Source organism: Lysobacter sp. Soil_N_51 (assembly GCF_057655755.1).
Window position 1 is genome coordinate 329,066 of record NZ_JBDGLR010000006.1, and the last position, 20,917, is coordinate 349,982.

Annotated in this window: 13 protein-coding genes and 2 pseudogenes; 11 read left to right on the forward strand and 4 right to left on the reverse strand. The window is 61.8% G+C overall.

Annotation, left to right across the window (positions count from 1 at the left end):
- Positions 1-60 precede the first annotated feature (60 nt).
- The 3 genes from AC3A4T_RS13295 to AC3A4T_RS13305 all read left to right on the forward strand — a co-directional run bounded on the left by AC3A4T_RS13295 (position 61) and on the right by AC3A4T_RS13305 (position 7,106).
- The gene (locus AC3A4T_RS13295; protein ID WP_046655750.1) at positions 61-1,227 is read left to right on the forward strand and encodes a PilT/PilU family type 4a pilus ATPase; all 1,167 of its coding nucleotides are present in this window, start codon (positions 61-63) and stop codon (positions 1,225-1,227) included.
- A 268-nt stretch (positions 1,228-1,495) separates the two neighbouring features.
- Positions 1,496-6,283: an RHS repeat-associated core domain-containing protein gene (locus AC3A4T_RS13300; protein ID WP_487675821.1), complete on the forward strand. Its 4,788-nt coding sequence runs from the start codon at positions 1,496-1,498 to the stop codon at positions 6,281-6,283.
- 484 nt (positions 6,284-6,767) lie between these two features.
- On the forward strand, positions 6,768-7,106 hold the full coding sequence (locus AC3A4T_RS13305) for a hypothetical protein (RefSeq protein ID WP_487675822.1): 339 nt from the start codon (positions 6,768-6,770) through the stop codon (positions 7,104-7,106).
- Positions 7,107-7,214: 108 nt separating this feature from the next.
- Here the strand turns inward: AC3A4T_RS13305 and AC3A4T_RS13310 are convergent, their stop codons facing one another.
- Positions 7,215-7,493: a hypothetical protein gene (locus AC3A4T_RS13310; RefSeq protein WP_487675823.1), complete on the reverse strand. Its 279-nt coding sequence runs from the start codon at positions 7,491-7,493 to the stop codon at positions 7,215-7,217.
- A 70-nt stretch (positions 7,494-7,563) separates the two neighbouring features.
- Here AC3A4T_RS13310 and AC3A4T_RS13315 point away from each other — a divergent pair, with 70 nt between their 5' ends.
- The gene (locus AC3A4T_RS13315) at positions 7,564-9,198 is read left to right on the forward strand and encodes an AAA family ATPase (protein WP_487675824.1); all 1,635 of its coding nucleotides are present in this window, start codon (positions 7,564-7,566) and stop codon (positions 9,196-9,198) included.
- 1,441 nt (positions 9,199-10,639) lie between these two features.
- On the opposite strand, the gene AC3A4T_RS13320 is transcribed toward AC3A4T_RS13315, so the two are convergent.
- Positions 10,640-11,566: a hypothetical protein gene (locus tag AC3A4T_RS13320; RefSeq protein ID WP_487675825.1), complete on the reverse strand. Its 927-nt coding sequence runs from the start codon at positions 11,564-11,566 to the stop codon at positions 10,640-10,642.
- 499 nt (positions 11,567-12,065) lie between these two features.
- Here AC3A4T_RS13320 and AC3A4T_RS13325 point away from each other — a divergent pair, with 499 nt between their 5' ends.
- From AC3A4T_RS13325 to AC3A4T_RS13335, 3 genes are all read left to right on the forward strand, one after another.
- The gene (locus tag AC3A4T_RS13325; protein ID WP_487675826.1) at positions 12,066-13,223 is read left to right on the forward strand and encodes an ATP-grasp domain-containing protein; all 1,158 of its coding nucleotides are present in this window, start codon (positions 12,066-12,068) and stop codon (positions 13,221-13,223) included.
- Positions 13,220-14,332: a GNAT family protein gene (locus tag AC3A4T_RS13330; RefSeq protein ID WP_487675827.1), complete on the forward strand. Its 1,113-nt coding sequence runs from the start codon at positions 13,220-13,222 to the stop codon at positions 14,330-14,332. The genes AC3A4T_RS13325 and AC3A4T_RS13330 overlap by 4 nt, the downstream gene beginning before the upstream one ends.
- A 79-nt stretch (positions 14,333-14,411) precedes the next feature.
- Entirely contained in the window at positions 14,412-15,425 is a 1,014-nt protein-coding gene (locus tag AC3A4T_RS13335; protein WP_487675828.1) for a Rieske 2Fe-2S domain-containing protein, read from the forward strand.
- Between the two features lie 20 nt (positions 15,426-15,445).
- Here AC3A4T_RS13335 and AC3A4T_RS13340 read toward each other — a convergent pair whose 3' ends face one another.
- Both AC3A4T_RS13340 and AC3A4T_RS13345 read right to left on the reverse strand, forming a co-directional pair.
- Entirely contained in the window at positions 15,446-17,287 is a 1,842-nt protein-coding gene (locus tag AC3A4T_RS13340; RefSeq protein WP_487675829.1) for a DUF4153 domain-containing protein, read from the reverse strand.
- A gap of 310 nt (positions 17,288-17,597) precedes the next feature.
- Positions 17,598-18,158, reverse strand: a pseudogene (locus AC3A4T_RS13345) (DNA-3-methyladenine glycosylase I); the annotation flags it as partial.
- Between the two features lie 310 nt (positions 18,159-18,468).
- Between AC3A4T_RS13345 and AC3A4T_RS13350 the strand changes: the two are divergent.
- The 4 genes and pseudogenes from AC3A4T_RS13350 to AC3A4T_RS13365 all read left to right on the forward strand — a co-directional run.
- On the forward strand, positions 18,469-19,035 hold the full coding sequence (locus AC3A4T_RS13350; protein WP_036102347.1) for a YqgE/AlgH family protein: 567 nt from the start codon (positions 18,469-18,471) through the stop codon (positions 19,033-19,035).
- Positions 19,032-19,520 (forward strand): Holliday junction resolvase RuvX, encoded by a 489-nt coding sequence (ruvX, locus tag AC3A4T_RS13355; protein ID WP_056117148.1) that lies wholly within the window; start codon positions 19,032-19,034, stop codon positions 19,518-19,520. Before AC3A4T_RS13350 ends, ruvX begins: the two co-directional genes overlap by 4 nt.
- Before the next feature lie 31 nt (positions 19,521-19,551).
- Positions 19,552-20,484: an aspartate carbamoyltransferase catalytic subunit gene (locus AC3A4T_RS13360; protein WP_487675830.1), complete on the forward strand. Its 933-nt coding sequence runs from the start codon at positions 19,552-19,554 to the stop codon at positions 20,482-20,484.
- A gap of 44 nt (positions 20,485-20,528) precedes the next feature.
- A pseudogene (locus AC3A4T_RS13365) lies at positions 20,529-20,741 on the forward strand (alkylphosphonate utilization protein); the annotation flags it as partial.
- Positions 20,742-20,917 lie beyond the last annotated feature (176 nt).

Consider the following 20,917-nt stretch of genomic DNA (forward strand, 5'->3'; position numbering starts at 1 on the left):
GGACGAATCGGCCTTGGCACGATTCCCCCTTAGCTCCAGACCTCCCGAGGAGGTAGCCCCATGAATACCCCGGCCCCGACCAACCCGACCACCGCCTCCGGCGCGATCGACTTCACTTCCTTCCTCAAGCTGATGGCGCACCAGCGCGCCTCGGACTTGTTCATCACCTCGGGCATGCCGCCGTCGATGAAGGTCCACGGCAAGATCAGCCCGATCACCCAGAACCCGTTGACGCCGCAGCAAAGCCGCGACCTCGTGCTCAACGTGATGAACCCGCAGCAGCGCGAAGAGTTCGAAAAGACCCACGAGTGCAACTTCGCCATCGGCGTGACCGGCATCGGCCGCTTCCGCGTGAGCTGCTTCTACCAGCGCAACCAGGTCGGCATGGTGCTGCGCCGGATCGAGACCAAGATTCCGACCGTCGAAGAATTGAACCTGCCGCCGATCATCAAGACGCTGGCGATGACCAAGCGCGGAATCATCCTGTTCGTCGGCGCGACCGGCACCGGCAAGTCGACCTCGCTCGCGGCGATGATCGGCTACCGCAATCTGAACTCGACCGGCCACATCATCACCATCGAAGACCCGATCGAATTCGTGCATCGCCACGAAGGCTGCATCATCACCCAGCGCGAAGTCGGCATCGACACCGACAGCTGGGAAGCCGCGCTCAAGAACACCCTGCGCCAGGCGCCGGACGTGATCATGATCGGCGAGGTGCGCACCCGCGAAGGCATGGACCACGCCATCGCCTTCGCCGAAACCGGCCACCTGGTGCTGTGCACGCTGCACGCCAACAACGCCAACCAGGCGATGGACCGCATCATCAACTTCTTCCCGGAAGACCGTCGCAACCAGTTGCTGATGGACTTGTCGTTGAACCTCAAGGGCGTGGTCGCGCAGCAGCTGATCCCGACCCCCGACGGCAAGGGCCGCCGCGTCGCCATGGAAATCCTGCTCGGCACCCCGCTGGCCCAGGACTACATCCGCGACGGCGAAATCCACAAGCTGAAAGAGTTGATGAAGGACTCCGTGCAACTGGGCATGAAGACCTTCGACCAGGCCCTGTTCGAGCTGTACCAGGCCGGCGAGATCAGTTACGAAGACGCGCTGCGTTATGCCGACTCGCAGAATGAAGTGCGCTTGCGGATCAAGCTGGCGCAGGGTGGTGATGCGCGGACTTTGTCGCAGGGGTTGGATGGGGTTGAGGTGGCTGAGGTTAGGTGATTGCGGCCTGTTTCGTCTCACTTAAAAGAAACCCGGCTTAGGCCGGGTTTTTCTTTGCTGTCTTTGGAGTGGATCGGTGGCAAATGTGACATGGCCCCGTACGTACGAAGATCACGTCTTCTACGTCTTGATGGGGGCAGCGGTCAGGTAGATCATCTGCTTGGGTAAGGTTTGGCTCCGGCCTGGGGTGAACTGCACTCAAAGCCGGATATACGACGTCACGGAAGCCTCGTCCGCAGTAGCGGTGTGTTCTCATTGGATGTTAAGCATGATTTCCAGATACCTTTCCCGGCTTGCTTTCCTCGTCTTTGCCTCCATGGGGCTGTCGAGCCTGCCGCTCGACGTATACGCGGTCGATCGCTATTGCGCTCAACGCTTCATGCCCGCAGGCGAGTCGGCTTGCTTCAACACTCTGCTTGAAGCAGAAGCTTTCATAAAAACCGAGCCGGCTACACCGATCGGGAACTCGTTACTTGAACAAGTCGGCCAACGTGGAATCTCCCCGGGCAAGTACCTCTACGAATACGGCGTGCGGAGGCGTGAGCTTGAGGCATTCGTGGGGGACTTCTATCAGGCCGGTAGTCCCTTGGGCACCGTGCGGTGCAATTCCGTCGTGCCTGGCGTCGCGGCGCCCGACGGATCGTTATGGTGCGACGACGAGGCTGCGCTGGCGGAGAGAATAAGAAGGTCTTCTGCTTATGGGACTACTTATCCACCCGGCTTCTACTCAGGATCCTATGACGTCGCCGTGCCTGTGCAGTGGTCGATCGAGTCACCGGAAAACTACAGATATGTAAAGGTCGCAAGAGGGCAGCCTGGGCCCTCGAGGCGGATTTTCCACGTGCAGTTATCGAATGGTGGCACTCACGATTGGACCGTCGCGCGGTTCGATTGGTACCGCTGTCCAGCCCTGTTTCAGGCGTTAGGCGCAAACACGACTACCGAGCCGCCTAAATGGCCGTTGGTGTGCAAAAACAACGCGCGTGGATCGATCACGAAACAATCCGCGCAATACGACTCCTGCTGCAAGGATGGTAATCCGGTAGTCGCTGCAACCGGCAACAAGGAGTACAAAGAATCGGACTTCTCTTGGATAGCTGGAGATTTTGTTCGCAGCTACAACTCCGTGGGCGATTTTCAGCTTAAATCCGGTATGGGAGACAACTGGGCGCATTCGTTCTCGACCCGGCTGATGATGTATCAGGGGTTGCCGCAGACATGGTTGCGATCCGATGGATATTTCGAGTCACTGAACTTGGTCACCGCCGGGAACTATCGCTCCTACAATCGCGAAGGCGTGATCCTGACGCGCGAGCAGGACGCCGTGGCCACGGAGCTGGGGTATTGGCGATTGTCGACTCTTGGCGGCGAGCTGCTCTGGTTCAATGAAACGGGGCGTTTGGTCAGTTTCGACAGAGGCGGGCAGACCTTCAAACTTGAATATTGCGCCGATGCGGATGTGCAAAGTGGCGCCTGTCTTGCTGTCGGCGATCTGCTGCGTATCGTCAGTCCGACCGGTCGTTCTCTGACGATCCTGTATTCGTCTGTAGCGCCTATAAGCAACGAGGACAATGGCGTGCGGATCAGCGCGATTACTCTCGGTGGGGTAGTGCAAGTCGAATACGGCTACGACGCATTGGGACGCCTGATTCTCGCGAGCAAGGGCGGGGCGGCGGCTGGCGAAGGCACGGAATATCTATACGCCGAGCCGGCTCATCTTTGTAAAAATGCGACTGGCTCTACCGTGGCGGGTTGCGATGTCGCCAATTTTCCGCGCTTGTTGACGGGTGTGATTGACGAGGCCGGTCAACGTTATGCCACCTATGAATATGACGAGCTTGGGCGGGTCGTCGTCAGCGAACATGCCGGTGGCGTTGGGAAAGTGGCCCTCAGCTACACGGACGCGGGTCCAGCAACTGTGTCGCTTCCCGATGGTTCGACCAAGCTCTACAACTTCTCGGCTGATATCCGCCAGCCGACCAATATCAGCTTTTCCACAAGCGACGGTTCGACGTCCGGCGTCCAATCGGCAAATTATTCGAACTATCGCCGCACTTGGTCGCAAAGCGCGAGTGGCGCACGTACCACGTATACCTACAATCCGTTCCAGCAGACCAGCCGAAAGGAAGGATTGACGTCGGGTAGCGGTGTGACCGCATACACACGAACGGTAGAGACGGATTGGTTGGCGACTTATTCGAAGCCTGTCGAGCGGCGCACGTTGGACAACACCAATGCACTGGTAGCCAAGTCGAAGTGGACCTACAACGATCGCGGCCAAGCCCTGACATCGACCCAGGTCGATCCAGTCACCGCGGCTGAGCGAACCGTAACCACCGCGTACTGCGATTCCAGCGACGTGACGGCCGGCATCTGCCCGGTCGTGGGCTCGATCAAATCGGTCGACGGCCCTCGCGCCGACGTGAACGACATCGCCAGCTACACCTACTACCCCAGTGATTACGCCGCCTGCGCCACGTCGCCGGCCACCTGTGCCTACCGCAAGGGCGATCTTTGGAAGATCACCAACTCGCTGGGCCACGTTACCGAGTTCCTGCGCTACGACTACAGCGGCCGCCTGCTTTCCAGCAAGGACGCCAACGGTGTCGTCACCGATATGGACTACCTGCCGCGCGGCTGGTTGGCCAGCACGAAGGTGCGCGGCCCCGACGCCGGTTCCGAAACCGATGACGTGATTACCCGCTATGAGTACGACCTCATCGGACAGGTCAAGAAAGTCATCCAGCCCGACGGCGCCTTCATCCGCTACGAGTACGACGCGGCGCACCGTCTGACCGATATCTACGACAACGCCGGCAACCGCATCCACTACACGCTCGACGCCGCCGGCGCGCGGACCAAGGAAGACACCCGCGACAGCAACGGCGCGCTGAAGCGCACGTTGTCGCGGATCTACAACCAACTCGGTCAGTTGAAAACCGCCAAGACGGCCTACGATCACCCGACCGGCTTCACCTACGACGCCAGCGGCAATGGCGATGTCACCACCGATGCCCTCGGCCGTAAGGTCGACAACGATTACGATCCGCTCAATCGTCTGGCCAAGACCTTGCAGGACGTCGGCGGCATCAACGCCAAGACCGAGTTCAAGTACGACGCGCTGGATCGCCTGACCAAGGTCACCGATCCGAAGAATCTCGACACCACGTATGCCTACAACGGCTTCGGCGATCAGGTGCAGCTGATCAGTCCCGATACCGGCGTGTCGACCTATACCTACGACAGCGCCGGCAATCGCAAGACCGAAACCGACGCGCGCAACATCACGCGCACCTACAGCTACGACGCGCTCAACCGCCCGACCGCTGTCGCATACCCGACCACCAGCCTCAACGTGGGTTACGAGTACGACGCAGTGCCCATCGTTTGCGCCGCGGGCGAGACCTTCGCCAAGGGCCGCTTGTCGCTGATCACCGATGCGAGCGGCAGCACCCAGTACTGCTACGACCGCTTCGGCCGCATGGTCCGCAAGGTGCAGACTACCAACGGCAAAGTGTTCGTGGTGCGCTATGCGTACACGCTGGCGGGGCAGTTGAGCAGCCTGATCTATCCCGACGGCGCGGTCGTGACCTATCAGCGCGACGCGCAGGGCCGCATCAGCCAGATCGACACCAAGCGCGCGGTCGCGGGCGCGGCGACCGAAGTGCTGTTGAGTCAGGCCACGTATCACCCGTTCGGCCCGACCGCGGGCTGGACCTATGGCAACGGTCGTACCTTCGCGCGTCCGGTCGATCTGGATTACCGCACCACGGCCGTCATCGATCCGTCCGCCGGTGGTCTATCGGTCGGTTTTGGCTTCGATGCGGTCGGCAATATCGACAAGCTCACGCCCGCAGGTGCGACGAATGCGCTGTTGACCTTCAGCTACGACGCGCTGAATCGATTGACCGCATTGCGCGATGGGCCGACCAATACGGCGATCGAGGCGTATACCTATGACGCCACCGGCAATCGTCAGAGCGTCACCACGGCTAATGGCACCAAGACGTATACGTACCCGACCGATAGCCATCGTCTGGCTCAGGCTGGTGCGGATAGTCCGCGCAGCTATGACGCCAGCGGTAATTCCATCCAGATCGGTGGGAACAGCTTTGTTTATAACGATGCTGGTCGTAGTAGCGAACTCAAACAAGGGGCCACCCTCGTTCAGACCTACGTCTATAACGGTAAGGGTGAGCAGGTTCGCAAATACACCGCGGCCAATGATCGCTACACGGTCTATGACGAAACCGGCCATTGGCTGGGTGATTACGATGGAAGCGGCAACGCGATTCAACAGGCGATCTGGATGGACTTGTTGCCTGTTGGCTTGCTGGATGGAGCTCAGTCGCAACAGATGCTTTATTACGTGGAGCCTGACCACCTAAGCACGCCGCGTAGTGTCATCAACCCTACTTCGAACGTAGCGGTTTGGAATTGGGATTTGAAGGGTGAGGTATTTGGAGGGAGTCAACCCAGTCAAGATGCCGATCAGGATGGCAAGGCGTTTGTTTTAGACATGCGTTTTCCCGGTCAATTTATTAACTCGATATCTGGGATAAGCTATAATTACTATCGCAATTATGATCCTGCTTCTGGGCGTTATGTTGAAAGTGATCCTATTGGCCTCGCTGGCGGATTCAGTACGTACTCTTATGTATTTGGACGTCCCTTGCAGTTCATTGACCCGCGAGGTTTGGAGTTACAATGCGTCAATGGCGAAAACGCCATACGCGAATACAATATTGTTACCGGTAAAATCGAGAATATGGGTTATCGAGCGGCTGTATTTTGCAATGGTGGCGGAGGGTCGTGTAAGTACGCCTGCGTGAATGACAAGGCGAGGTGCGATTCCCAAGTGGCTCTTTATCCATATGCCGTCGCTGCTGCGTGTGCCCTTATAAGTGGCGGGCGAAGTGGTGGGGTGGCCGGTTTTAGAGCAAGCACGGCGTGTGGTTTTTTTACCGCGTCTATTGATTCCAGTAAGCTTCCGGATGCTTGTCGCTATATTTACCGCCAGTGTGTCGATCGATGCGATAATTGCGTGAAAGACTAGTTTTTTTGAGCTAAGAGAATGAATTTACTTAAGGCTTTTTTCTATCTGGCGACTTCGCTGATTCCTGTGGTTGGGGTTTTGCTTTTGGTAGGGGGCGAGCGGTTGTTCGCATCGGCGGAGGGGCGGGCAATGTTTTTCTTGTCGCTGATAGTTGGAGTTATGATTCCGAAGGTTTTAAGTGGCCGGAGTGGTGGCGGCTAGAAAATTTGTTTAGTTCGCTCCCGGCGACGTTCTCCAAGACGCTCTGCACGAGTTCTTGGATAACGGAACAGGGGCGGAATGGACTTTCGGAAATAGTCTCTCTCGCTCCTGTTCGCTCGCCAAATTAGGGGTCGGAGTGGACTTTCAAGCAGCTCGTGCAGGGGAGTTGGATTGCGTAAAGAATCCCCTTACGTTTGGGCAAATTAGGGGTCGGAGTAGGCTTTCGAAAAAGTCTACTCCGACCCCTATTCCCGACCCCTATTCCCGTATTGGGATCATTAAGATGCGTAGCTTGTTTGCCGTTGGTGTTCTGATCGCCTGTAGCGCATGCGGAAACGCTGACCTTCAGCGCGTTGCTTGTGGCGAGATGCCGAAGCTTGATCAGTTGAGTGGTGTCGAACGGCAAGTCATCGAAGATGCAGTGAAGCGGAATAAGTCGGAATGCGGGCCGAATTTTTCCGAATGCATTGCGACTGTGCAAAGAAAGAACGAACTAATGGTTCGCCTACAGACGAAGGTCTTTGATCCAAAATCCAAGAAGTGCGTCTCCATCATTGGCGGCACATGGTTCGAGAGATATTCTCCTAGTGGTGTTCACCAGGAAACGCTACGTAGTTTTTAGTGCACTCCGTGAATGGAGTTGCGGGCAACGGTTCCAAGCTCGCGTCCTGATCTCGCATAACAACAAAGCCCGCATCGCGGGCCTTGTCGTTTGTGGTGAAGTGGTTGGTTACGACTGGCTGGCCAGCATCGAGTCGAGCACCTGTGCGATGGCACGTTGCTTGGCCGCTGGCAACGCTTGGATTTGTTCGAGCTGCTGTTGCAGCTTCGGCGCCGGCCCGCGCTTGCCGGTGCGCTTAGCCGGGTTGCCGAGCAGTTCTTCGACGGTCACGGCCAGCAATCCCGCCAGGCGCGGCAGATGCGAGATAGGCACGCGGCGTTTGCCGCTCTCGTAGGCGGTAACGGTCGAAAAAATAGGGGTCAGAGTAGACTTTTTCCGAAAGTCCACCCGGCCCCTCATTCGGCGGTGTGCGAAAATTGATGCAATCTGACCACTTCCAACAGTTGGCCGACAAGAAATGAAAGACATCCCGGACTGGACCGGTGACTGCTACATCACCGTGCATGATGACGATAACTCTACGTTCGAAGGCGTGGTCGAATTACTTCGCCGCTGCATTGGTTTCGGACTGGACAATGCACAGGGGTGGGCGCGGCATATCACTCGTAATGGCAGCGCGCAATTGGGGCCGTGGACACCCGCGATCGCGCAGTCGATTCTCGATGAGATGGCGCGCCTGGCCCCCATGTATGGCTGCCGCACACTCCACGCGGTGCTGGAGGCATCGCCCGAGCAGGCCGCGCCCGCCAGGCCGCGTCCGACGCAAAAAGCGCATCAAATCCTCAATGAGCTCTTTGACGGCTGGCCTTGCGACAGTCTGGTTATCGTCAAGCGCGAGTTTCCTGCCTACCTGCGCGTAGATGTGCAGAAGGCGTTGGATTCGCTGACGATGGGTGTGCGCCGTGTAGGTGTCCACAGCCGTAATCGTTACGACGCATCGGACTTGGCCGCGTTGGTCTCCGAACGGGATCAGGCCAAATTGATCGGAGCACTCCAGTTCGAGGATATCGACATCGGAGAGGAGCAGCCCGTGCGCTTGGCGACGAATTGCCTTTCGCTGATCAATGATGAAAAGACACCGCTGGCCATCTGGGTCAACCTGCGCTCAGATCACTCCGATAGCCAGCAGTTGAGCGTGGAAATCATGGCGCCTCCCGGCGACGAGGCCGCTGTAAAAACAGGGGCAATGCTCGATGCGATCGAGGCGGCCGTGGCGCACGGCCGAAGCTACCGCGGCAAGGTGCTGTCGCTGGAGGCAAGCCAGAGCTTCAGTGGCCTGTCGGCGAACTCCTTGACAGTCCACTTCCGCTCGCCAGTCGCGGAGCATGAGCTCGTTTTGCCGGATGCCGTCAGGTTCGCGTTGGACCGGCACATCATTCGCTTCGCCGCCGAACGCGATGCGCTCAAGGCACTCGGTCAGTCCGGACGCAAAGGCGTGCTGTTGTACGGGCCACCCGGCACGGGCAAGACCCATACCATCCGCTACCTTGCTGAGCGCCTGAAAGACCACACCACGTTTCTGGTGACCGCTGAACAAGTGGGGCTGATTGATGTTTACTTCCGACTGGCCCGCTTGTTCGCGCCATCGGTCATCGTGATAGAAGATGCCGATCTGATCGCTCGTCAGCGTGAGGAAATGAATTCCGCCTGCGATGAGGTAATGCTCAATCGCCTGTTGAACGAGATGGACGGCTTGCGATCCGATGCCGATATTTTCGTGATTATGACCACGAACCGACCACAGGCCCTGGAAGCTGCGTTGATTCAGCGTCCAGGGCGCATAGATCACGCTATTGAAGTGCCGGTTCCAGATGCCGCATGCCGGAGGCAGTTGCTGCGTCTGTACGGAGGCAGTTTAGTCATCGAGTCAACGGCCTTCGAGAAGCTGGTTGAACGCACTGATGGAGTGAGCGCGGCTTTCATCAAGGAAATCGCGCGCCGCTTGGCCCAGCAATCCATCGGCGCCGGACACCCAGGTCAAATCGATGCAGCGGATCTGGAAGCGGTTCTGGAAGAAATGCTTTCCGAGCGCGATGGTTTGAATTTGCGCTTGCTGGGTGGCTCGCCAAGCGCGGCAGCGGGTGGGAGCTGAGCGTCAGAGTTCCTCATCCGTATCGAACAGATGGCGAAAGTATTACTCTAGCGTGTGCGTGTAGGAATTCCCTCGAAATTCGAAAATTCTCGGTATCGCTATGGCGGTTGACGGCGCCGCTTCCGGTTCGTCAGTACAGAATAGGGCGGGCGAACTTTCCCGAAAGTCCACTCTACCTCCTGATTTGCGGTGCATATCCTGCTGGGCTCCGTGACTATGAATAATTTTTGGCTAAGCGTGAGTTCTATGTTGTTATTTTTTGGTGCCGTAGGCTGCTCATCGAAAAACATTCCATGTGGTGGTCGAGTCTCTCCTTCGGGCTTAAAGGGTGATGCGTTGGTCATTGCTAAAAAGGCTATGGCTGAATCATCGAGGTTTTGTGCCGGAACCTCTGAAGGATGCGATTACATAGTGGCTAAGACGCCGAAAGGGTGGTCGGTAGCGGCGACGCGAGTCTCTCTGGTCGACGAAGGATGCTTGAGCGCGATAGGAGATGAAAAGTTCTATAGCTATGACGACTCGGGTGAGCTCCTGGAAACTATTGATGGGCTTTAGCGAGAACTGATTCATCCTTCTGCCGCCGCTGCTTTTTGCCGCGACGAGAGTGGAGCGTGAGTGCTGACGATGGACGTGAGCGTGTACTCGGTTTGTTCAGCCATGCGCGGGAATTCAGGGGCTGAGTGGGCCTTCGGACAAGTCCATTCGCCGGAATAGGCAGGCAGAGTGGATTATAGAAAAAAGTCCATTCCTGCCCCTGTTTGCTGGGCGATCCACGATGCCGCAAGAAACATGCCGTACATGGCGAATGGAACTTACGGAAGCTATCAGGCGGTGCTGAATGAACTTTCGTTGCACTAATTTCTTGATTGCGCTGATGATTATTTTAGTTGCGTCTTGCTCTGTTGAGGAGGAGCGCGATGAAGTCTGGGTGCGAGGCCGTGGGGTCACAAGTTCGTTCGAGCTGTATAAAGACGGCACGTATGTTTCGAAGGAGAATTGTGATATTTGCCCAGGACGTGAGGTGCGAGGTGTTCGGCGAAGAGATGCGAAAACACTAGTGCTCTCGGCGCGGAGTGGTGCATCGGATAAGGTGTTGGTGGAGCTGGATTACCGCGGTTGCCGTGGATATGTTCCGGTGGAGCACTCGTTCAAGGCCGATAAGCATTTCCCCACGGATATCTATTTTCGATGGCGTGATGAGTGTGCTCGGCATCTATGATTGGTTCGCCGCTTGAAAGTTGGGGTTGGCTTTTTTAGCTTGTTGGTACTAATCGTGCCGTTTCGAAATGGGGATGGAGTGAACTTTCGGAAAAGTTCTTTCTTGCCGCCACTCGCTCGCTGGAGCGAACTGTTGATTCCAGCCGCAAAGGTCGTGAGAACGAGAAGGTCGGAATCAGATTAAGTTTCCCAGCAGCGCGATATCAATCGCCGCGACGATCAATCAAAACTTGATCCCAGCCCGCGCTCCAACGTATCCGGTGTAATCCCCGGTATTCGTATCCACACTTACGCGCCCCGTCAGCCCCAATGACGTGCCGCCCTGGTTGTAGTTGAGGCCGGTCTCGCCGGTGACATTGCTGACGCCATCGCGGCCGAAGCCCACGGTGCCTCGCGCGTAGCCGCTGAGGTTTTCGGAGAAGTCGCGGGTCAGGCCCAGGCTGACGTTGCTGTTCTGGAAGCCCTGGGCGTTGAAGTTCGCGGTGCCGCTGAAGTCGAAGGCGTTGAGGTTGCCCAGGTCGAGGCTGCCTTTGACGGTCGCGCCGTAGTTCGGGGTTGCTTCGGGGCCGAACGGGCCGGCGGTGGCGCTGAGGTTGAAGCTGCTCAGGTCGTTGCTGTAACCGATGCTGCCGCTCACGGTGACGTTGGCCGGGTCCAGGCCGAAGCGGGCGTTCATGGTCGCGTCGAGCGAGCCGGTGTAGTTCAGTCCGAGGTTGACGCCGACGTTGCTGATGTCGGTGTTGGCGATGTCGGCGGCGTTGAAGCCGTCGATGCTGAAGGCCGGCGAGAAGGCATTGAACTCTTCCACGGTCGGTGTCGCCGGGGTGGCGAGCGCGGAGAGGGCGACATCGGCGTAGGTGGCGCTGGTGGGGACGCCGCCCAGCGTCGTCAGTGAGGAGAAGTCGAGCGCGGGCGTGTTGACCTGCATCGCGTTGAGTTGCGACAGCGCGCTCATCGGCACGCTCAGGTCGACCGGCGCGGCTTCGACCGTGGTCAGTGCGGGCGTTGGTGTGGCGTTGACCGCTGCGGCCGCCGCGGCGGCTTCGGCGGCGCGTTGCGCTTCGGCGGCTTCGTTGGCGGCCTGGCTCTGCTGAGCGGAGGCGGAGGAGTTTTGCGAGGAGCCCGAAACTCCGGAACTTGCGTCTGCCATGAGAGTGCTCCTTGGGATGGGGTCCCGTGAGAATCAGCCCTGATGAAAACGGTTTCAGTCAGCGCACCGTAGCAAGTCCCGGGGGGCGCAGAAACCTGGGGGCTGCCCTAGCCGGGGCTTGATCGGGTCGTCGGGTGATGCCGACTGTGGCTGGCGCTGAGGCGAAGCCGGTTCGTGGCCCAGCGACTGTCGTCCGAACCCGTGGCATCGAACGCAGGCTCGCGTCGCTTACCGGAGCCGTTCCCGCGTCAGCATGCGAGCCGGTTGCCTCGCGCGGTTCAAGCCGAACGCCCCGCGTCGGACGCAATCGTCGATCCATGCCGATGGCCGCACGCCACGATGCACCAGCGACCGCGACCGATCGACCCGATCGGGAAGTCGCCGCCACGCCCGCCACGTTCCCTTTGCCCCGGCGCTGATGCCTAATAACCCGATTCCCACGACGGCACCGCAACGCGAGAGGGCAACGAGATCGGCGCATCGCCGGATCGAACGACGCATGGCCAAGGTACTCATATTGGGCCCCCGAGCCCCCGCGGCGCTGGAGCTGGCGCGTCGCTTCGATCGCGCGGGATGGAGCGCTCACGTCGCCGACAGCGTGTCCTGCCGCCTGAGCGCGTGGTCGCGCTCGGTGACGCGCGCGCATCGGTTGCCGCCGCCGCGTTCGCAAGCCGGCGAGTTCGTCGCGGCGTTGGCGCGCATCGTCGCCGCCGAATGCATCGATCTGATCGTGCCGACCTGCGAGGAAGTGTTCTTCCTTTCGCGCTATCGCTCGGCCTTGCCCGATCGCGTGCGGGTGCTGGTCGACGACTTCGAAACCTTGCGCGCCCTGCACAGCAAGCGCTACTTCCTCGAACTGGCGCGCGACTGCGGCGCCAACGTGCCCGACAGCGCGATCGTCACCCGCATCGACGAAGCGCGCGCATGGGCCGCCGGTGGGCCGCTGGTGCTCAAGCCCGAGTACTCGCGTTTCGGCGTGCACGTGCGGCTGTACCCGCGGGGCATGCCGGCCGATGCGGCGCCGTTGGGATTGGCGCAGGACTGGGTGGCGCAGCGCTATTACCACGGCACCGAGCTTTGCTCGTACAGCGTCGCCGATCGCGGCCGCTTGCTCGCGCATTCGGTGTACCGCCCAAGCTACCGATTGCGGCGCAGTTCCAGTTTCTATTTCGAGCCAAGCCCGAATGCGGCGATTCGCGGCTTCGTCGAACGCTTCGTGGCCAAGATCGGTTTCACCGGACAGATCTCCTTCGACTGGATCGTCGGCGACGACGGCCTGGCCACCGTGCTGGAATGCAATCCGCGCGCGACCAGCGGCGTGCATCTGTTCGCCGACGACGACGCGCTGCCCGCGGCGCTGATGGGCGACACCATGCAGTGCATCGAGCCCAGTCTGCATAAGCCGAAGATGCTGGCCGGGGTGATGGTCAGCGCGGGCTTGCTGCAGGCGATCGCGCAGGGCAACGTGCGGACATGGTGGCGTGATTATCGGCGCGCCGATGATGTGCTGGCGTTGCCGGGCGATCGATGCCCGCCACTCGGCGGTCTGGTCGACATGGGCTCGTACGCGGCGATCGCCTTGCGCCAGGGTTGCAATCTGCGCGAGGCGGCGACGCGCGATATCGAGTGGGACGGCGAGCCTTTGCCGGAGCTATGAAGCCCTCGGCGTCCAGCGGGATCGAATCGTTCAACGCGCGCGCGCAGGCGTTCGCGCGAATTCACGCGAAGACGCCATCGGCTGCGTTCGCAGCCAACCTGCACACCGAAGTCGAAACGCTGACGACGGGTGACGTGATGTTTCCGGTCACGGTGAACGATGCGCAGGCCGGCAATGCCTGGGTCTGTTCGCCGCATACGACCTATGGCGACTACGCACTCGAAGAGGCGATCCGCTACGCGCCGCATTGGCTGTCGCCGGCGTTGAACCTGCTGGGCCGCGGCAGCAAGGCCTGGCTGGAGTCGGCGCGGATCGATCGCGCGGTTGCGATCAACAACTGGCTGCTGTCGACCAATCTGTATCCGCCATTGCAAGCCGTATCGTTGGCGGACATGTTGCAACAGGCGCTGGCTCGCTGGCCCGGGCACGCGATCTGGCTGCGTTCGCTCAACGATGCCGAGCATCGCGACTGGCTGGCCGAGTGCGAACGGCTGGGCTTCGCGCTGATCCCGAGCCGGCAGGTGTACCTGTTTCACGACGTCGCGCGTCTGGCGCGCGAGCGGCACAACCTGAAGGTCGATCTGAAACTGGCCGCGAAACAACCCGGCCGCGCGCGCAATGGCGATATCGTCGATGCCGACTACCGGCGTATTGCCGAGCTGTACGAACGGCTGTACATGGACAAGTATTCGCGCTGCAACCCGCATTACAACGCGCAGTTCATGCGCCAGTGGCATCGCGCGGGGCTGCTGGAATTCGACGGGTATCGCGACGAAGCCGGCAGCCTGCTCTGCATCGCAGGACAGTTTCGTCAGGGTCACACGCTGACCACGCCGATCGTCGGCTACGACACTGATCTGCCGCAACGCATGGGGTTGTATCGCTTGCTCACCGCATGCACGTTCGAGCACGCGATCGCCAGCGGCTTCGGCATCAACTTCAGCGCGGGCGCGGCGGGTTTCAAGCGCCTGCGTGGCGGGACGCCGAGCATCGAGTACAGCGCGGTGTATATGCGGCATTTGCCTCGCTCCACGCGGCGCGTTCTGACGATCATCTCGGCGCTGACGCGGCGAGCCGGGGTGCCGATCATGCGCAGGTTCGAGTTGTGAGGGCGGTGGGTCGCCCCGCGCCTGTGCAGACTGGACGGACAATCTGCGCGGCAACGGCAAATCGCGGGATAATCGGAGCATGACCCCCTGGCATGCTTCGCATTACGCACGCTGGTTTCCCGCGCTGTGCGCGGACCGCCTCGGCCACAGGCCGGTGGCGGTGACCGTGCTCGATCGCGCGGTCGTGCTCGGCCGTGCGCGCGATGGGCGATTGTTCGCACTGGAGGATCGCTGTCCGCATCGGCACGCGCCATTGTCGGCCGGGGCTGTCACTGAGTCGGGAATCGCCTGTCCGTACCATGGCTGGCGCTTCGACGCCGAGGGCCGCTTGTGCGAAATCCCGGGCATGCCGGCGGACTGTCCCCTACCGCAGGTGCGGGTGCGCAGCATCGCGGCGCGCGAGCATGACGGCCTGATCTGGCTGCGTCTGGACGGGCGCGACGAAGGCGCGTTGCCGCGCATGTTGAACGAGAACTCCGAGGGTTCGCGGCGGTTCCTGTGGCAGACCCAATGGCAGGCCCATATCGTCGATGCGGTCGAGAACTTCCTCGATCCGCTGCACACGCACTGGATTCATCCCGGCCTGGTGCGCAGCGGCGGCCAGCGGCAGCCGATGACCGCGCGGTTCGAATCCGACGATGCCGGCTTCAGGGTGATCTATCGCGATCAGCCGCAGCAATCGGGTCTGTTGTATCGCCTGTTCGAATCGCCGCGCGAAAGCGAGCAGGCCATCTTCGACGCACCGGGCAGCGCGCAGATCGAGTACCGCTACGTCAACGGCGGAATCGTCCGCATCAGCCTGCATTTCACCCCGCAGACCCGCGATATCACCTCGGTGTTCGCGACCTTGCACGTGCAAAACCGCTGGGCGCCGGCGTGGCTGGTGCGTCGTCTGGTATGGCCGTTCCTCAAGCGCGTCAACGATCAGGACGCGCGCATGCTGGCGATGCAGTCGGCCAATATGCAGCGCTTTCCCGGCGCGCGCGGCGCATCGACCCAACTCGATCTGGTGCGGCCGTGGGTCGAGACCTTCTGGCAGACCGGCGAAGCGCCGGCCGATGAGCAGGCCCGCGAGGTGCGGATCCTGCTGTAAGGCCGGTGCCGGGGCTCAGTTCAGTGCGAGTCCGTCGTCGGCTTCTTGTCCGCCGCGACCGGCGCGGAAGTGTTGTCCGACTTCATTGCCAGCCGCGTCTTCGCGCGTTCCTCTTCCGAATCCATTTCGAACTGCACCAGCTTGCTGTCGTCGCCGAATTGGAAGTCCGACCAGCGGCGCGGCACCGCCTTGACTTGGCCCGCGCGCATCGCCGGGGCCACGGTTTCGGCGCGATCGCCGAGATAGCTGCGGCCGATCTTGTCCCACAGGCCGTCTTCCAGGCTGTAGACGAAACAGGTCGCGCCGTATTGCACGGTGTTGCACAACAGGTAATCGTTGCGGCCGTTGCGATCGAGGTCCGGCGTCATCAGCACGCATTGCGAATCGGCATTCAGGCAGTCCGGCGTGGGCAGCCGTTGCGCGATCAGGGCCTGTAGCCACACTTTGTCGGGTTGATCGGCGCCCGGCGCGATCTGGATATGCCGCAGCGCGGCCGCGACGGTGTCGGCCTGGGCCTGGACGCGATCGTCCATGGTGTATTCCCATGGGGTTTTCATCTTGAGCACGCGTTCGAGCTTGGTGCTTTGCTTATCGCCGGCGAATCGCGGATCGCTGCGCAGGCCTTGCAGCGCCTCGTAGCCGCGGCGGCCGTTCTGGAAACGCAGGTGGCTGAGGTCGAATTTTTCCGCCGGAGTGCGGCCTTCGCGCAGACGCGCGAGTTGATCGTTGACGGTGAGGCGGTGCGGATCGAGCAGCAGCGAGTTCGCCGCCACCGCGAGCGCCATCGCCACCAGCGAGACGATCACGTTGACCCGCATCAGCCCGTGCAGCCAGCCCAGTCGCGGCCGCAGCGCGGCCCAGGCATAACCGAACGCGTACGCGCTCAGCACGACCGAAGCGAGCACCGCCCACAGGCGTTCGGCGGTCCATCCGTACTGGCCGATACGCAAGGCCAGTGCGTACAGCCCGAGCAACGCGTACACCGGCAGGATCAGCAGCGCCGCTTCGACCACCCGCCGCAGCCAGCGCGGGTATGGCGGTTCGCCGCTGCCGTCTTGGTACACCGCGTTGACGAACAGCACCATCACCGCGATCAGACACATCAGGATCAAGGTCGCCGAGCGGGTCCGCCACAACGCGTCCAGGCCGGTGAACGGCAGGCTGATCACGAACAGGATCGCGATCACCGCGACCAGCGGCAACAAGCCCTTGAAGATCGCGAACAGAATCTGCCGCGCGACCTGCACCGGCCGCTGCTGGGTGCGGCCGACCAGCACGCCCAGGCCGATCATGATGCCGCTGGCGAGATGGATGAAGCTGCGCATGGTGAACAGATCGGCGAAGAACTGGATGCCGATCAGCTTGAACAGCACCGCGCACAGGCCGAGCACCGCCCAGCAGATGCCGACGAACACCGCGGTCAGCAGCAGGGTCAGCGCGTTCTGCCAACCGTGCTCGAACAACTGGGTGTACGACGCGCGCCAGCGGCCGTTGTCCAACCGGCATTGCAGATAGGGCAGGGCGACGAACAAGGCGATCGCCAAACTCGCGCCGAACGGCCACAGCACTGCGCTGGCGCTGATATCGGGCGCGCCGGTCGCGCTCCAGCCGGCCCACCACGCCAGCAGCAAATAGATCGCGCCGATGCCGACCGCGTGCTGCCAGAACCGCGCATCGTTCAAGCGCTGCACCGACAGTATCATCATCGTCGGCACCGACAGCACGATCACGTAGCCGCACACTTCCAGGCCGCTGTTGGCGAACGGGCCGATCCGCAGCAGATACAGCAGCAAGCCCTGCAACAGCGCGATCAGGACGATGAACGATCGCGTGGCGGAGGACAGGGCGGGAGACGGGGTCATGCGGAATCCTTTGCGATGCGCTGGGTGAGCCGAGCATCGCGCGGGGCGCGCCGGGGCGGCGCGCATCGCGATGTCGTCCATGACGATGGGAGGGGCGTGACTGTCAGCGGGTTTTCTTCGTCGCGGGCTTGGCGCCCGCGGTTTTCTTTGCGGCGGGTTTCTTGCTTGCCGCTGGTTTGGCCGCTGCTTTCTTGGCTGGTGCCGGCTTGCTGGCGCTCTTCTTGGCGACAGTTTTGTTGGCGGCCTTGGCGGGCGCGCTGTTCGCGTCGCCGGCTTTTCCCGCGGACTTCGAAGCGGGCTTCAACGCCGCCGCCTGTTCGCGCGCACGGCGCCAATACGGCTTGAGCTTATCGATGCGCTGATAAGCCGGGCAGCTTTCGCGATGCGCGCCGGGCAGGTAGCTCAGGCTCATCAGGAATTCGTTGGTGATCTCGCCGCCGGTGAAACGGAAGGTCTTCTTGAACAACTTGATCCAGTCGGCCTTCTCGCGCGGCCGGCCGTCGAGCAGTTGATGCGCGTCGAGCCATTGCGCGAAGCCGCCGTGGCTGGCGCGCAAGCCCTGGATCACCTGGGCGTTGTGGATCGCCGCATCGACCTTGAGCCGGTTGCGGATGATGCCGGCGTCCTCGAGCAGGCGCAGGCGCTCGGCCTGTCCGTACGCGGCGACCTTGTCGACCGCGAAACCGTCGTAAGCGCGGCGGAAGCCCTCGCGCTTGCGCAGGATGGTTTCCCAGCTCAGCCCGGCCTGGTTGATTTCCAGGATCAGGCGCTCGAACAGATCCGATTCGTCGCGTTGCGGGAAACCGTACTCGCGGTCGTGATACTCGCCATGCACGGGATGGTTTGGGGCGATGTTGCAGTAGCCCGACATTGAAAGCCTCGAAGGAGCGCGCTCGAACCGGCGCGGCACTGGATTGTCGGCGCGGCGCGCGGGCGAATCCAGTGGCGGCGCGGATCGGTGGGCCGCGGACCGCCGCGCGGCTGGGCGCCGGTCGCTCACGCCGGCTCACGCGCCGCTCGGGCCCGGTCCGTGTGGGCCTGTTCGGATTCGGCCGGACTTGGCTGGATCAGGCCGGATCAAGCCAAAGCCCGTCCCTGCGGATATCGGCCCGCGGCCGAAGCTGCGCGCGAGCACCCGTTTTCACGGCCCGCAGCCGCGCCCGGCACGTTAGAATGGGGCCATGCCCGTGATGCCGACACCCCTTGCCAATCAGGTCCTGATCGCGCTGTCCGCGCTGGCCGATACCAATTTTTCGCGCAGCGTCGCCTTGATCTGCCAACACGACGACGACGGTGCCATGGGCATCGTGGTCAATCGTCCGTCCGAATACACGCTCGGCGAAGTGTTCGGACAGATGGGCGTGGACGGCGGCGACGAATCGCTGCGCGCGCAGGTCGTGCTGGCCGGCGGCCCGGTTCATCCCGAGCGCGGCTTCGTCCTGCACGACGGCGGCACCCGCTGGGATTCGACCCTGGTCATCGGCAGCGGCCTGTACCTGACCACTTCGCGCGACATCCTCGAAGCCATGGCCGCCGGCGAAGGCCCGGACAATGCCGTGGTCGCGCTGGGTTGCGCCGGCTGGGGCTCGGGTCAGCTCGAACACGAAATCACCGAGAACGATTGGCTGACCGCGCCGGCCGACGCCGAACTGCTGTTCGAACTGCCGCTGGACGCGCGCTGGCAGGCCGCGGCCGGTCGCATCGGCGTCGACCTCGCCCATCTGGCCGATTACGCCGGGCACGCATGAGCTCGGACGCGAGCCATTCGACCATCCGCAGCGACGGCACCGTGCTCGGATTCGATGTCGGTTCGCGCCGGATCGGGGTCGCGGTGGGCAGTGCGTTCGGCTATGGCGCGCGCGCGCTGGCAGTGATCGATGTACACGGCGGCGGCCCGGATTGGGGCGCGATCGATCGCGTGCTCAAGGAATGGCGCCCCGACGGACTGATCGTCGGCGATCCGATGACGCTGGAAGGCGGCGATCAGCCCGCTCGGTTGCGCGCGCTGAGCTTCGCGCGGCAACTGCGCCAGCGTTACAAACTTCCGGTGGTGATGGTCGACGAGCGTTCCAGCTCGGTCGAGGCCGCGCATCGTTTCGCCGCCGATCGCGCCGAAGGCCGCAAGCGCCGTCGCGACGCCGAAGCCCTGGATGCGGTGGCCGCGGCGGTGATCGTCGAGCGCTGGGCGGCTTCGCCCGGCGACGCCACCGACATCGACCTGCTTCCGCCCTGATTCATCCGCCCGCACTCATCAGTCCGCTCCCATGAACTCCTCCGTTTCCCCCGCCGGTTCGCGCCATCTGCTGAGCCTGCGCGACAGCACGCGCGCATCGCTCGACGCCTTGTTGATCCGCGCGCAGGCCTTCGCCGAAGGCCATTACGACAGCCGCGCGCTGGCCGGCATCGCGGTGTGTACGCTGTTTTTCGAACCGTCCACGCGCACCCGCCTGAGCTTTCAATTGGCCGCGCAGCAACTCGGCGCGCATGTGCTGAATTTCGACGCGTCGACCTCCTCGACCAGCAAGGGCGAGACCGCGCTGGACACGCTCAAGAACATCGAAGCGATGGGCGTGCGTGGTTTCGTCATCCGCCATCGCGAGGACGGCGCGGTCGCCGCGCTCGCCGAGCAGGCGCGCGAAGGCACCTGCCTGGTCAATGCCGGCGACGGACGCAGCGCGCACCCGACCCAGGGCCTGCTCGACATGCTGACCCTGCGCCAGGCCAAGGGCGCGGATTTTTCCGCGCTGCGCGTGGCGCTGATCGGCGACGTCAAGCATTCGCGCGTGGCGCGTTCGGACCTGCAGGCGCTGCGCGCGCTGGGCGCTGGCGAGATCCGTGTGTGTGGCCCGGCCTCGCTGTTGCCCGACGACGGCACCCTGGACGGCTGCGTGGTCACCCAGGATTTCGATGCCGCGCTCGACGGCGTGGACGCGGTGATGATGTTGCGCCTGCAGCGTGAACGGATGGAAGAAGGCTTGGTCGCGTCGCTGGACGATTACCACCGCGATTACGGCCTGACCACGACGCGCCTGCGCCGTGCCGCCACCGATGCGGTGGTGATGCATCCCGGCCCGATGAACCGCGGGGTCGAGATCACCGATGAAGTGGCCGATGGTCCGCAGTCGCTGATCCTGACCCAGGTCGCCAACGGCGTTGCGGTGCGCATGGCGGTGCTGGAAACCCTGCTGAAGGGCTGACTTCGTCGCATCGGCGCGATGCGACGGCTTACTTGGATATCGACATGATCGTGAAAGACAGCAACGGCACCGTGCTCGCCGATGGCGATTCGGTGCTGCTGATCAAGGACCTGAAAGTGAAAGGCACCTCGGTGACGCTCAAGCGCGGCACCCTGTGCAAGAACATCCGCTTGACCGACGAGGAAGACGAGATCGAGTGCAACGTCGACAAGGTCAAGGGATTGGTGTTGCGGACTGAGTTTTTGAAGAAGGCTTGAGTGAGTGGGTGTGTGGAGTGATTGCGCGCGCGGCAAGGCAAGAGCAAATCTCCCTCAATCCCCCGTTCTTAATAGGGTGAACTATGGAATGCCCATCCAGGTCGGTCTCCAGTCTGCTGGACCCTGCACGCAACCCGGCCGACGGGCATCCGCTAAGGCGCGCCGCCGTACGCAAC

Bases quoted from the DNA above. Each gene is read 5' to 3' on its own strand.
- AC3A4T_RS13295 (WP_046655750.1), top strand. From the start codon at position 61: ATGAATACCCCGGCCCCGACCAACCCGACCACCGCCTCCGGCGCGATC.
- AC3A4T_RS13300 (WP_487675821.1), top strand. From the start codon at position 1,496: ATGATTTCCAGATACCTTTCCCGGCTTGCTTTCCTCGTCTTTGCCTCC.
- AC3A4T_RS13305 (WP_487675822.1), top strand. From the start codon at position 6,768: ATGCGTAGCTTGTTTGCCGTTGGTGTTCTGATCGCCTGTAGCGCATGC.
- AC3A4T_RS13315 (WP_487675824.1), top strand. From the start codon at position 7,564: ATGAAAGACATCCCGGACTGGACCGGTGACTGCTACATCACCGTGCAT.
- AC3A4T_RS13320 (WP_487675825.1), bottom strand. From the start codon at position 11,566: ATGGCAGACGCAAGTTCCGGAGTTTCGGGCTCCTCGCAAAACTCCTCC.
- AC3A4T_RS13325 (WP_487675826.1), top strand. From the start codon at position 12,066: ATGGCCAAGGTACTCATATTGGGCCCCCGAGCCCCCGCGGCGCTGGAG.
- AC3A4T_RS13330 (WP_487675827.1), top strand. From the start codon at position 13,220: ATGAAGCCCTCGGCGTCCAGCGGGATCGAATCGTTCAACGCGCGCGCG.
- AC3A4T_RS13335 (WP_487675828.1), top strand. From the start codon at position 14,412: ATGACCCCCTGGCATGCTTCGCATTACGCACGCTGGTTTCCCGCGCTG.
- AC3A4T_RS13340 (WP_487675829.1), bottom strand. From the start codon at position 17,287: ATGACCCCGTCTCCCGCCCTGTCCTCCGCCACGCGATCGTTCATCGTC.
- AC3A4T_RS13350 (WP_036102347.1), top strand. From the start codon at position 18,469: ATGCCCGTGATGCCGACACCCCTTGCCAATCAGGTCCTGATCGCGCTG.
- ruvX (WP_056117148.1), top strand. From the start codon at position 19,032: ATGAGCTCGGACGCGAGCCATTCGACCATCCGCAGCGACGGCACCGTG.
- AC3A4T_RS13360 (WP_487675830.1), top strand. From the start codon at position 19,552: ATGAACTCCTCCGTTTCCCCCGCCGGTTCGCGCCATCTGCTGAGCCTG.